At 62.5% G+C, this 12,010-nt stretch carries 13 protein-coding genes; 12 read left to right on the forward strand and 1 reads right to left on the reverse strand.

Going from position 1 to position 12,010, the window contains the following annotated elements; translation table 11 throughout:
* The first annotated feature begins 189 nt into the window (after positions 1-189).
* Both AB0J87_RS59190 and AB0J87_RS59195 read left to right on the forward strand, forming a co-directional pair.
* A complete protein-coding gene (locus AB0J87_RS59190) occupies positions 190-765 on the forward strand; it encodes a PLAT/LH2 domain-containing protein (protein ID WP_363984047.1) in 576 nt (191 codons plus the stop codon).
* A gap of 27 nt (positions 766-792) precedes the next feature.
* Positions 793-1,266, forward strand: coding sequence for a hypothetical protein (locus AB0J87_RS59195; RefSeq protein ID WP_363984049.1), 474 nt, complete (start codon positions 793-795; stop codon positions 1,264-1,266).
* Between the two features lie 560 nt (positions 1,267-1,826).
* Here AB0J87_RS59195 and AB0J87_RS59200 read toward each other — a convergent pair.
* Positions 1,827-2,996 carry an ADP-ribosylglycohydrolase family protein gene (locus AB0J87_RS59200; protein ID WP_363984051.1) on the reverse strand — a complete coding sequence of 390 codons (1,170 nt, stop codon included), beginning with the start codon at positions 2,994-2,996 and terminating at the stop codon, positions 1,827-1,829.
* 317 nt (positions 2,997-3,313) lie between these two features.
* Between AB0J87_RS59200 and AB0J87_RS59205 the strand changes: the two genes are divergently transcribed.
* From AB0J87_RS59205 to dbpB (AB0J87_RS59250), 10 genes are all read left to right on the forward strand, one after another.
* Positions 3,314-3,991, forward strand: a complete 678-nt coding sequence (locus AB0J87_RS59205) for a hypothetical protein (protein WP_363984053.1) — start codon at positions 3,314-3,316, stop codon at positions 3,989-3,991.
* Between the two features lie 217 nt (positions 3,992-4,208).
* Entirely contained in the window at positions 4,209-4,394 is a 186-nt protein-coding gene (locus tag AB0J87_RS59210) for a hypothetical protein (RefSeq protein ID WP_363984055.1), read from the forward strand.
* Positions 4,395-4,755: 361 nt separating this feature from the next.
* A complete protein-coding gene (queC, locus tag AB0J87_RS59215) occupies positions 4,756-5,457 on the forward strand; it encodes a 7-cyano-7-deazaguanine synthase QueC (protein WP_363984057.1) in 702 nt (233 codons plus the stop codon).
* A 6-nt stretch (positions 5,458-5,463) separates the two neighbouring features.
* Entirely contained in the window at positions 5,464-6,102 is a 639-nt protein-coding gene (gene queE / locus AB0J87_RS59220; RefSeq protein ID WP_363984059.1) for a 7-carboxy-7-deazaguanine synthase, read from the forward strand.
* The gene (gene queD / locus AB0J87_RS59225) at positions 6,102-6,458 is read left to right on the forward strand and encodes a 6-carboxytetrahydropterin synthase QueD (RefSeq protein ID WP_363984186.1); all 357 of its coding nucleotides are present in this window, start codon (positions 6,102-6,104) and stop codon (positions 6,456-6,458) included. Before queE ends, queD begins: the two co-directional genes overlap by 1 nt.
* Positions 6,455-7,252 (forward strand): GTP cyclohydrolase FolE2, encoded by a 798-nt coding sequence (folE2, locus tag AB0J87_RS59230; protein ID WP_363984061.1) that lies wholly within the window; start codon positions 6,455-6,457, stop codon positions 7,250-7,252. The genes queD and folE2 overlap by 4 nt, the downstream gene beginning before the upstream one ends.
* Positions 7,253-7,256: 4 nt before the next feature.
* Complete coding sequence (locus AB0J87_RS59235; protein WP_363984063.1) at positions 7,257-8,219, forward strand: hypothetical protein; 963 nt, start codon at positions 7,257-7,259, stop codon at positions 8,217-8,219.
* A complete protein-coding gene (dbpB, locus tag AB0J87_RS59240) occupies positions 8,219-9,367 on the forward strand; it encodes a DGQHR domain-containing protein DpdB (RefSeq protein WP_363984065.1) in 1,149 nt (382 codons plus the stop codon). Before AB0J87_RS59235 ends, dbpB (AB0J87_RS59240) begins: the two co-directional genes overlap by 1 nt.
* Positions 9,364-10,599 (forward strand): tRNA-guanine transglycosylase DpdA, encoded by a 1,236-nt coding sequence (gene dpdA / locus AB0J87_RS59245; protein ID WP_363984067.1) that lies wholly within the window; start codon positions 9,364-9,366, stop codon positions 10,597-10,599. The genes dbpB (AB0J87_RS59240) and dpdA overlap by 4 nt, the downstream gene beginning before the upstream one ends.
* The gene (gene dbpB, locus AB0J87_RS59250) at positions 10,599-11,708 is read left to right on the forward strand and encodes a DGQHR domain-containing protein DpdB (protein WP_363984069.1); all 1,110 of its coding nucleotides are present in this window, start codon (positions 10,599-10,601) and stop codon (positions 11,706-11,708) included. The genes dpdA and dbpB (AB0J87_RS59250) overlap by 1 nt, the downstream gene beginning before the upstream one ends.
* Positions 11,709-12,010: the final 302 nt, after the last annotated feature.

The following is a 12,010-nucleotide window of genomic DNA, read 5'->3' on the forward strand; positions in this document are numbered from 1 at the left end:
GCCAGGGCTTACTTCCACGATCGGCACCGGCCCGATCGCACAAGTGCGCAGCAGGCTGAATCCTGCACGCCAGTCGCATCCGGCGCGCCTCCGCGTCCGGTCCGTGATCCGCACCCTCCAGCACGGACGCGGCGGCTTCGGGGAACTCCCCGAAGCGGCGCGAGCGCCCTCGCTGTTGTACTCGCAGCCATGACCACCGCAGAGCACCCACCAAGGGGACCGGCCATGGACACCAATGGCAACTGGGACGACGTGGCGACAGAGCTCGGGAAGATCTACGGAGGCGAGCACGGTCAGCAACGCATCCTCAACCGCATGCTGACGGTTCAGTCGGCAGCAGCCCGAACCGCTGTCCGCGATGCCCTCCCTGCGCTGGCCAGCACGCACGCGATCCCGGAGATCCGTTACAGGGTCATCGTTCAGACGGGAACGGCTGACGGCGCTGGCACCGACGCCAACATCTACCTCACCCTCCACGGTGCGTACGGCACCAGCAGGGAGCAAACGCTCGACACGTTCAGGGACGATTTCGAGAACGGCGCCACCGACGTGTTCGCCGTCAACAGCGCAGACCTTGGAGACCTCGACTGGATCCGGATACGGCACGACAACAGCGGCAGCCGGCCCGGATGGTTTCTGGATTCCGTCCTGATCACGCGCGAGGACAGCACGTCTCGCGAATGGTTCTTTCCGTGCGGGCGCTGGCTCGCGGTCGATTCCGACGACGGGCAGATCTCACGGGTCCTCTACGTCGCCCAGCGCTGACCGGCCACCACCTCAACAGGAGTAGACATGAGCGCAACAAGAACCGGCGGAGACTGGACCGACATCTCCGCGAGCCTGTCCGCCATCGTCGGCGATGGGGCCGCGCACTCGGCCACCTCCATGGCCATCGCGCAGGCCAACTCGCTGGCCGCGCAGGCGGCATTCTTCACCCCCGTCGTCCCGCAACCCGGCACGCCGGCGCTCGCCCTCTCGCCCGCTGACGGCGGTACCGTGGTCCGGGCCTTCTGGTGGGGCTTCCACGTGGAGATCGGGCACGACGACCTGGAAACCATCCTCAAATCGGCCGACATGGTGAACGCGACGGTCGCCGCCATCGGCGGGAACATTCCCAGCCCGGCCGCCCCGTGGATCAAGCTCCTGGCGCCCTTCGTGGCGGCGGTGCACGAGCGACTGCGCGCCATGGACCGCGGTTGCGGCATCTACGTGAGCATGTCGTGGTTCGCTCCGGGGGTCTTCATCCCCACCTCGGTTCCCTGCTAGATCCCAATGCGCGCGGGAAGCCAGGCGCTCGGCCGCTTCCTGCGCGCATGATGTTTCTCTTCGCTGCCCCGGGCACCGCGATCACCCGGTTCAGGCAGCCAGTCCACAGGATCGTCTCCTTCAGAATATCGATCAGCGGCACCGCGCTGGTCCGTGCTCGGGTAAGCCACGTAACTAAATATTCGAGCGGCTCAGCGGAGTCCCCCACGAGTACTCACATGCCGCTTGACCTGCATGGATGAATTTTCGGTAGGCGCAGTGGCGCGTTCCCACACTGCCCAGCGGTCACCACCACCGACAGCAGCCTCTGTCCCGCTCGCACACCAGATACAGCTTGGAGGACAAGCCTCCCCGGGAGCGGCCCAGCACGTCATCGGCTGACTCCGTCGCGATCCCGCCCGGCGGCTCAGCCTGCCGATCCCCACCCTCGGAGCGCCGGCCGCGTGTGATGCCCCAAACAAACGGTGGAGTCCGCCGCGACTCCCCATTGACCCGCTCGCCTCGGGGCCGCCGACCGGGCCCTGGGGCATTCGGGCCACAGCCCGTGACGTACGAATGGATCAAACGCCCGGGTATTTGGCGAACCAGGCCTCGCAGTAAACCGCGGCCCCGCCGTCCGTCATCTGGATCGCGAAGTCATCGGCCAGTTCCGTGATGGTGGCCCGCCCTTCGAGCCGGACCAGCCACTCCCCCGGCAGGACGGCGTCCCCATGACGGGCGCCCAGGAGGTTGCCACACATGGCCCCCGTGGAGTCGCTGTCACCCGAGTGGTTGACCGCCAGCAGCAACGCCCGCTGGAACGGCGTGATCCCCGGGTACGCGCCAAGCTCCTCCCCTCGATGACCGGCGGGAGCCTGCTCCACCAGGGCGCAGTAGACCGCGATGGCCAGCGCCTCCTCGGCCACCCACCCACCGCCCAGCGTCTCGACCCGCTCGGGCGAAGCCTGTCCGCGATCGGCGAGCGCGACTGCCGCCCGCAGGGCCCGCGAGGTCTCCTCGTGTCCGGCGCACGTGGCGAGGCGGCCCAGCACTACTTCCACCGCCTCGCGTAGGCCGGCACCGTGCACCAGTGAATGGATCAGCATCGCGAATGCCCCCGCCGCGAGGTAGGCGGTCGGATGGCCGTGTGTGATCCGCGCGCACTCCGCCGCCGACTCGAAGACCGCGCGAGCCGACCCGTTCAACAGCCCGAACGGCGCGGACCGCATGACCGCGCCGCACCCCTTGGACCCGGAATTGACCGGCCCGGCCCGGCCCTCCACCGCGAACTCGTCGAACTCGAGGGGCTCCCAGGCATCGGACCGCAACCCGGACAGGCAGGCCGAGCCGGGGGAACGACGGCTGTACAGCCACCTCTGCTCCCGGAGCCATCCGTTACGGACATGATCGTCTCTCGCCGGTGGCGGGGCGGCGTGCTCCTGGGTGTCCAGCCACCGCAGGTAGGCGTGCCGTATCACGGTGGGCATGTGGCAGATGCCCCTGTGCGTGAAGCGGATGTCCGCGCGCATCAACCCTTCCATAGTGAAGAGCGTCAACTGCGTGTCGTCGGTCACCCGCCCACCGCCCTCAGCGGCGAACTCGGTGAGGCCCGAATCGCCGTACCGTGCCCTGATCGCGGCGATGGAGTCGAACTCGACCGGCGCCCCGAGCGCGTCACCGATCGCCCCCGCCAGCACGCACCCTCTGACCCGCCCGCGATACAGGCTCAGCGTCTCCGGGGCGAGTTCCATGACTGTCTCCCATCCGTCAAACGAACCCTCACCGAGGGTAGGACGCGATCCTCGCATGCGCAGTTGCCGTCACATATTGCGTATGAACTGCTACACACCCGCGATCGCTTCCTCCAGCATCGCTGTTCTTCGCTGCGGGCATTGAGGACATCCTTCCTAATGATCAAAGGCGACCTCAGGTCAAGCGTCCGGATAACTAGGGGAAGCCCAGATCGAGACTGCGGTCGGGCTGTTCATCGACCCACCCAAGATGATCCGCATCGCCAAGCATGAAGCCGGCTACGACGGCCTGAGCTCCCAGTACGCCGGCAGCACCCATGTTCATCCTCGAAGGCGCAGCAGACGCCGAGGTGCCGTTGTACGTCATGGGAAACCCGCGGCTGGGTGACCTGTTGAAAGACGTGCCGAAGGGGCCCCGAATCACCGGCGTTCGAGACGAAGTCGGCCGCCTCCAGGCACAGCTCGTCGTCGAATTCGATTCGATCGCCGAAGCCGAGAACCTGGTGGAAAGCACGGTCCGCGAAACGCTACTTGACCCCGGCGCCGACTACCGCGACTCGATCCTGAGCCACGGGGTGATGAACCCTGTCGAGGCCGTTCTGGTCGAGCTCCGCTTTGCCGATGGGAGCCCGCCGCTGCCCGGCGTCGCGATGTACGACGGCACGTCGCGTGGGACCAACTCCAGCCTCGTCCGCTACCACGACACCACACAGACTCCGGTGCAGAACATGGCACGAGTCGCTCAGGAACTGCGGGACGCGATGGTGACGCCCTCGCGCAAACGGCGCGCGGCGTACCTAAAAGAAGCCGGAGCGGCGAGGCTCACCTACCAACGAGACGGCCTCACCATGCCGGTACTGCGCCAGTTCCAGGCCCGACGGATACCCGTCCGGCTGATCGTCGGGGCGCAGTTCAGCGACGAGGGCAACCTTAACGAACTACCCGCCGCGATCACCGCGGCGCAGAGCACCCGGCACATCAGTGTCAACCCCTGACGCGAGGCAGCCAAGAACAGTGTGACGGCGCAGCGCACGGTGCTGCACCTGCACCAGGCCGGCCACGTGTCACAGGCGTTCGTCCACCTCACCCGAGGACCGTCCCCTCGGCCACGAGGAAGTCAACGAACTCTTCCCGGGCGCAGACCCTCAGCTGGTAACCGACCCGACGACTGCCCAGGCCTGACCGCTGTGGCGAGCGCTCGTCATCGTGCGCATGCTGACCGACCCCAAGGTGCACGAGACGGGCTCCAAGCAGTATGTCGTCGCCGATGGCAACGGCATCGCTTTCGGCCTGACCGGCAGCAACCGCAACGACGTCACCCAGGTGATGCCGCTGCTACGGTCCATCCGCCGATGCGGAGACAGCGCGGCCGGCCCTGCCGGCGACCCAGGGTATTGAACGCGTCTTGGCGGAGGTCGGCCGACAGACGCGCACTCCTACATCAAGATCTACAGTCGCGAGATCTTGTAGGGCGCGATTCGAGGATGCTCCTCCCTCAAGCGGCGCCGCGGGTGCAGGAAACTGCCACACCTCGGCCCATCGAGGGTCATGCAGTTTTTGGCGGGTGAAAATAGCTCGACAGGCGGACATATGTACCGCTCTGCGCACCCGCGTAAGCCGAGCTGAGCGTGCTGCAGCGCTCCGGGACACAACTAGATCACTTCTGCATCAACAGCAGCGTCTTCCTAAACTTCAGTCCGACGCCTGACTACTATGCTGTAAGTTTCTGCGGGTCTCCACGTGAACAGAGGGTGATTAAGTGACTACCGATAGGCGTAGGGCTGTTGTGCTCCTGAGTGGCGGCCTCGACTCGACGACCGTCCTCGCCATTGCCCGCCATGAAGGCTTCGAGGCCTATGCTCTCAGTTTCCGCTACGGGCAGCGGCACACAGAGGAACTCGACGCGGCGAAGAAGATTGCCGCCGAACTCGGGGCTACCCAGCATGTGGTCGCCGACATCAACCTTGCGGCGTTCGGCGGGTCCGCACTCACCGACCCGGCTCTCAAGGTTCCCCACCACGAGAGCGTCGACGATCTAGGTGACGGCATCCCGATCACGTACGTTCCGGCCCGCAACACCGTTTTCCTCTCCTTCGCGCTTGCCTGGGCCGAGACGCTAGGTTCGTCGGATATCTTCATCGGAGTCAACGCACTTGACTACTCTGGATATCCAGACTGTCGCCCTGAGTACATCGAGGCGTACGAGCACATGGCCAACCTCGCGACCAAGGCCGGCGTCGAGGGCACGCAGCAGCTCAAGATCCACACGCCACTGATCAATCTCACTAAAGCTGAGACCATTCAGCGTGGTCGAGAGCTTGGTGTCGACTATTCCCTGACCCACAGCTGCTACGACCCTGTCGACGGACGCGCTTGCCAGACGTGCGACTCCTGCCTTCTTCGGAGCCGAGGCTTTGAGCAGTTGGGGCTGGTGGACCCATCCTTCACATCCAAGGCTTGATCCGACATGTATCGAATCAAGGAGATTTTCTACACCCTCCAAGGTGAAGGCAGTCACGTAGGGCGATCGTCCGTATTCTGCCGGTTCACGAGCTGCAACTTGTGGACAGGTAGGGAGAAGGATCGGCACCGGGCGATCTGCAAGTTCTGTGACACAGATTTCGTCGGCACGGACGGGCCGGGCGGCGGACGGTTCGCGACCGCTGCCGAGCTAGCTGCAGCGGTCGCCAAGACGTGGGCCGGCAAGCCGCACCGACGCAGTCGGCCCTACGTAGTATGCACGGGCGGAGAGCCTCTCCTCCAACTCGACGCAGAAGCAGTCGATGCCTTGCATGCTGAAGGGTTCGAGGTAGCCGTTGAGACCAATGGCACGCGAACCGCGCCCGCAGGAATCGACTGGATCTGCGTGAGCCCCAAGGCCAGCACCGAGCTTGTCCTGACGTCGGGCCACGACCTGAAGTTGGTCTTCCCGCAGGTTGGTGCAGAGCCTGAGCTCTTCGAACACCTTGACTTTGACCGTTTCCTGCTCCAGCCGATGGATGGCGAGGACCTCATCGCCAACACCAAGGCGGCGATCGAGTACTGCCTCGATCATCCGCAGTGGCAGTTGAGCATCCAGACCCACAAGCTTTTGGGAATCCGTTGATCGAGATATTTCGTGAATTCACGTTTGAAGCGGCCCACCGGCTGCCGAACGTGCCTGAGGGCCACAAGTGCGCCAGGCTTCACGGGCATAGTTACCGAGTCCAAGTGCACATCCGCGGCGAGGTCGATCCCACTGCCGGTTGGCTGATGGACTTCGGTGACATCAAGAAGGCGTTCAAACCACTGCTCGACCGACTCGATCATTACTACCTGAACGAGATCGAAGGGCTCGAGAACCCAACGAGCGAAGTCCTCGCCAAGTGGATCTGGGACCGACTGGTCGACTCGTTGCCGCTGTTGGCGATCCACGTGTACGAGACATGCACGTCCGGTTGCGTATACCGAGGGGAGGCATGATGCTTCCCGATGTACAGGGTACGCCTGACAGCCGTGGCATCGCCTTGGACGAGGTCGGCATCGAAGGGCTCCGCTACCCGATTCTTGTCGCCGACGGGCAGGGCGCTAAGCGCGAGACCGTTGCCACGGCCGAGATGTCGGTCACGCTCGAACCCGAAGTCAAGGGTGCGCATCTAAGCCGTTTCATCGAGGTGCTGCATGGTTCATGGCAGCAGCTGACCTCTGCGAACGCCATTGGTTTGGCGGATGAGTTGCGGCAGCACATGGGAAGTTCCGGTGCGCGCATCCACCTGACCTTCCCATACTTCCTCGAGCGCGAGGCACCGGTGACAAAGGCCCGTGCCTTCGTTGAATACACATGCGGTGTAACCGTGTGGAGCAGTGCTGCCGATACCCAATTGATGTTAAGTGTCGAGGTGCCGGTCACCAGCGTGTGTCCTTGCAGCAAAGCCATCAGTGATCGTGGTGCGCACAATCAACGCGGACGTATCACGATTGAGGTAAAGCCGTCCGGCCATACGACCGATCTGTGGTTCGACGAGTTGATCGACATAGCTGAGGGTGCCGCATCATCGCCGGTCTATGCCCTGCTCAAGCGACCGGACGAGCGTCATGTGACCATGGCGGGTTACGACAATCCGGTTTTCGTCGAAGACATGGTCAGGAACGTCAGCCAGGTTCTCACGGCTTCGGATCGTCTCAGTTCCTATCGCGTACGTGCTGTCAACGACGAGAGCATCCACAACCACGCGGCATACGCGGCGCTCTCCTGGCCTTCGCCCAATGGCGCATAGCGCCATGAGCGACACCGTTGGTCGAAACGACCGAGCCGTACATATCGTGGTGACGTGCACTAACCGCAAAAGGATTTCAGTTCCCGAGCATCTCCATGTCGGAAGCCTGAAGTTCGAGGATGTGACTGCGCGTTGCGACGAATGGATCGAGCGACTTTCACTCGCTACGCCGCAGGCTTCCGCGGGCGACATGTACGCCGGTGAACACTGGCTCATTGCCCGGCGCCTGGCAGAGGTTGCTGGTGAACAGACGACGCTGTGGGTGTGCTCTGCGGGATATGGGTTGATCCCCATTGATGTTCCCATCGCCCCGTACGCAGCTACCTTTGCTCTCGGGCATGGGGACTCGGTGTCCTCAGACACTGCCGGAGCGCGTCAGTGGTGGGAACTGCTCTCACGCTGGGTTGGGCCGGACAAGGGCAGACCCCGTTCCTTCGCCGCGCTCGCCGGCCTTTACCCGGACTCCGCGATCGTCGCCGTTCTATCGGATCCATACCTCCGGGCGTGCGCGGACGATCTGCGAGCAGCGGCTTCACGGCTGTCCAACAGTGACAATCTCTCGGTGATAGGGCCTGCCGGACGCTGCTCGGAGATCGATGACCTGGTGGTACCCGTTAAAGCGGCACTCAGATCCACGGTCGGCGGAAGCCTGCTCTCGTTGAATGTCAGAGCCGCGATGCATGTGCTCAAGGAAACGCATCTGCGTGGAGATGCTGTGCGGCGCCCCCTGCTGGTCAAGCTCATGAGCGACACTCATGATGCAGCGCCGGAGATTCCACGCAAGCCGACTGGTGAGCGTATGACCGACGATCAAGTCCGGGCGTTCATCCGAGAGAGGCTGCAGTACGGACCTACGTCGGCCACACCACTGCTACGCGAGTTGCGGAACTCTGGGCTTTCTTGCGAGCAAGCCCGCTTCAGCGACCTGTTTCGGGCAGAGCAGCGCGCTTTGGACGGTGGTTGGTGATGGCGGCACCGCAGAAGCCGGGCGAACTTGAAGTTCGCGCCCTCCGAATCATCCAGGCGAAGGACTACCCGCTCTACGTGTTTATGTTGCGTGCGGACCAGGTGCTGGAGTTCGCCGACATCTCCAGGGTGAGCAGGGACGAGGCCGGGAAGTTGATTGGGTATCAGCGCCCTCAGGTGAGGAAGCACATCCAGGAGATCGCGCAATACCTGGACAGCGATCTGCCGATCTTTCCGAACCCGATAATCATGGCCCTGTCTTCACGTGTGCACTTCCGATGCACTCGTGGCGGCAACAGGCATCCGGATGACGGCGTTTCGGATACCGGAAGGCTCTTCGTCCCTCTCCCAGAAAAGGGCAAGCCTAAACCGGCCTGGATTGTCGATGGTCAGCAGCGGGCGTTGGCGCTTGCCCAGGCACGACGGCGTGATTTCCCCGTTCCGATCACCGCATTTATAGCCGATACGATCGGCCTGCAGCGGGATCAGTTTGTCAGGATCAACAACACCAAGCCGCTCCCGCGAGGACTGGTGACGGAACTTCTTCCCGAGGTGGATAGCCCGCTTCCGCCACGGCTGGCGATCAGGAAAGCGCCGTCGCAATTGTGCGACGTCCTGAATGCGGACAAGAACTCGCCGTTCTATGGTCTGATTAAGCGTGCCTCCACCGCCGGTGCCAAGCAGTCTGGAGCTGTGGTGACGGACACTGGCGTCGTCGACATGATCCAGGAGAGCCTGACATCGTCGTCCGGCGCTCTCTATCCCTATCGCGACATTGGCCGAGGAGAGACCGACTTCGACGGGATCATCCAGGCGCTCCTCATCTACTGGACAGCGGTTCGAGAGACCTTTCCTGATGCTTGGGGAAAATCGCCGGAGAAAAGCCGCCTCATGCATGGCGCCGGCATAAGGGCCATGGGACGGCTAATGGACCGCATCTTGGGCGTCGTCGACCCGTTGCGGGCCGACGCGCCGGAAACAGTGAGGAAGCACTTGGAACTCGTTGCCCCGTACTGCAGGTGGACATCAGGGGCCTGGGACGAGATAGGCCATGCCTGGAACGAGATTGAGAATGTTGCCAAACACGTTCACGAACTCTCGAACTATCTCATCCGCGTCTATCAGAGCGCACGTAGGGGGCTGGTGTGAAGTTTTACTTTCCGGACAGCCAGGACCAGGTCAGTCCGACGTTTAACTTCATTACCGAGGAACATTCGCCGTATCGCGTACGGCAACGCGATGACAAGTACGCACACGAGATCCTCGAACCCCTGCCCTACGACGGCCTCCTCGTTAGCAAGGCTATTGTTGATGGCTCTGTGAAGGGAGCCGGCAAGTATTCCATGCCGCAGCGAGAGCGACTGTACCGCCTGGGCGTCACAAGATATTTTAGACTTCCTGAAGAAGTCGTAACCCTAGGGGACTGTGGCGCCTTCAATTACGTCGACGAGGAGTTTCCCCCTTACACGATCGACGAGGTCTTGAACTTCTACGAGCGCTGCGGCTTCCACTCGGGCATCAGCATCGACCATGTGATTTTCGGCTACGACGCGAAGGTCTCCGACGAAGACGTGAGTCCGGCATGGAAAAAGCGACGTGAGATCTCGTTGCAGTACGCTGCCGACTTCTATGAGGCTGTCGAGCGGAGAGGAGGTAAGATCGAGCCCGTCGGGGCTGCACAAGGATGGAGCCCTGCCAGCTATGCCGACAGCGTCCGGCGATTGCAGGACATGGGGTATGAGCGTATTGCTCTCGGGGGCATGGTGCCCCTGAAGACGCCCGACATTCTGGCCTGCCTGAAAGAAATCAAGCAAGTACGCTGGCCGACGACACAGTTGCACCTGCTGGGGATCACGCGGGTGACGTCAATGGAGGAGTTCGCCCTCCACGGGGTGACCAGTTTCGATAGCACCTCACCTTTCCGGCAGTCATTCATGGATGATCGTAACAACTATCACACCACGGACGAATCGTACACCGCCATTCGCGTGCCTCAGGTCGACGGGAATCCTGCCCTGAAGCGCCGGGTCCTGGCAGGTGAGGTGTCACAAACGAAGGCCAAATTGGCAGAACGCGAGTGCATGAAACGTCTTCGCGCGTTTGATCAGGGCTCGGAAACCGCGGATCGGGCAATTGAGATTCTCGGAGAGTACGAGCGACTGGTAGAGCCGGACAAAAAGAAGAGCAAGCTTTCAGCTTACCGGACCACGCTCGAGGCTAAGCCATGGAAGTCATGTAAGTGCACCCTGTGTACGGCGCATGGTATCGAGATAGCCATTTTCCGCGGTTCTGAACGAAACAAGCGACGCGGCTTTCATAATTTGTCGGTATTCGCTACAAAGATGCACCACATCAAGCACCCTCTTGGACAGGAGAACTAATGGCCGATCGCCAGATCCTTCGTCTTCCAGCGTTGGAGGTCCGGCAGGGATCGCGCCGAATCTATTGCTTTGCCGTCGACGGTAAGAGGTTGCACGAGTTCGCCGCCGTCTCCCGCATACGTCGCGATGACAAGGACCACCTCCAGGGGTACCAGCGACCTGAGGTCGCCGCCCACATCCGCGCCATCCAGCGTTACCTGGAGTCCGAAAACCCAATGCTGCCGAACGCGCTGGTGCTCGCCTTCGACAGCCGTGTTCACTTCGAAGCTTCGACCGCGAGTCACGAGATCGGTTACTCCGTACCTGGAGAACTGGTCGTCCCAATCGACGAGACGCTAGAGGACGACCAGAAGCCGGCCTGGGTCGTCGATGGTCAGCAGCGGAGCGCTGCTATCAGAGACGCCGACATCGGCGAGTTCCCCGTCGCGGCCGTCGGGTTTATCGCGGATAACGAGGCCGAACAGCGCGCCCAGTTCATCCTCGTCAACAACACAAAGCCGCTGCCCAAGGGGCTCATCCACGAGCTGCTTCCAGATACGAACACGCATCTGCCGCCCGCCTACGCTCGTCGCCAACTTCCCGCGGCTCTCATGACCCGCCTCAACGGGACATTCGGTGGCCCGTTCTATCGAGCCATTGCGACGCCTACGTCCCCAGATGGCTACATCAAGGACAACAGCATCCTGAGGATGATCGAGCACAGTCTGTACCAGGGCGCTCTCTATCAGTATCGCGACCCTATGGACGGCGCCGGTGATGTCGAGCAGATGCTCTCTCACCTGAATACCTACTGGGGCATGGTGAAAGAGGCCTTCGAGGAGGCATGGTGTCTCCCGCCCAGACTCTCGCGACTCACTCATGGAGTCGGCATCCAGGCAATGGGATTCGTCATGGATCACCTGACAGAGGATGTGCGTCCTCAAGAGATCGGCGGCGCAGTCAACGAGGCCCTCAAACGGATCGAGGCAGGCGCTGCCTGGACGGGCGGATCATGGAGGTTCGGCACAGGTGAAGCCCGCAAGTGGAACAGCTTCCAGAACACACCCAACGACGTCCGCTTGCTCACGGACGGACTCCTCTACCTAATCAATCAGGAAGCCCTCTTCTGACACATGAGAAGGGGTTGGTTGATCTCCTCCGCCAGGAGGGGACGACCAACCCCCATATGTATGCTTCCTCCCGTCTCATGCGTTGATCGGCCAGGCTGCGGGAAGCATCAGAGAGAGATCTCCCTGTGAAGATCCCCGCATCGGACGCACGCCTGGTCGGGATCAGGCTCAGGGTGTCGCTGCAACTCCTCGTGGCAACACAGCGACGGGTCGATCATGTCGCTTGCTGGTTGGTAGCACTCCTGAGCAGCCTCCTCGTCAGCAGGTGCAACCGGAGGAGAGTCGTCCCCACCGTCGTCGTC

This window comes from Nonomuraea sp. NPDC049625, from assembly GCF_040675285.1.
Lineage (GTDB): Bacteria > Actinomycetota > Actinomycetes > Streptosporangiales > Streptosporangiaceae > Nonomuraea > Nonomuraea angiospora_A.

Excerpts from the sequence above, each read along its gene's own strand:
- AB0J87_RS59190 (WP_363984047.1), top strand. The coding sequence starts at position 190 with ATGACCACCGCAGAGCACCCACCAAGGGGACCGGCCATGGACACCAAT.
- AB0J87_RS59195 (WP_363984049.1), top strand. The coding sequence starts at position 793 with ATGAGCGCAACAAGAACCGGCGGAGACTGGACCGACATCTCCGCGAGC.
- AB0J87_RS59200 (WP_363984051.1), bottom strand. The coding sequence starts at position 2,996 with ATGGAACTCGCCCCGGAGACGCTGAGCCTGTATCGCGGGCGGGTCAGA.
- AB0J87_RS59205 (WP_363984053.1), top strand. The coding sequence starts at position 3,314 with ATGTTCATCCTCGAAGGCGCAGCAGACGCCGAGGTGCCGTTGTACGTC.
- AB0J87_RS59210 (WP_363984055.1), top strand. The coding sequence starts at position 4,209 with ATGCTGACCGACCCCAAGGTGCACGAGACGGGCTCCAAGCAGTATGTC.
- queE (WP_363984059.1), top strand. The coding sequence starts at position 5,464 with ATGTATCGAATCAAGGAGATTTTCTACACCCTCCAAGGTGAAGGCAGT.
- folE2 (WP_363984061.1), top strand. The coding sequence starts at position 6,455 with ATGATGCTTCCCGATGTACAGGGTACGCCTGACAGCCGTGGCATCGCC.
- AB0J87_RS59235 (WP_363984063.1), top strand. The coding sequence starts at position 7,257 with ATGAGCGACACCGTTGGTCGAAACGACCGAGCCGTACATATCGTGGTG.
- dbpB (WP_363984065.1), top strand. The coding sequence starts at position 8,219 with ATGGCGGCACCGCAGAAGCCGGGCGAACTTGAAGTTCGCGCCCTCCGA.
- dbpB (WP_363984069.1), top strand. The coding sequence starts at position 10,599 with ATGGCCGATCGCCAGATCCTTCGTCTTCCAGCGTTGGAGGTCCGGCAG.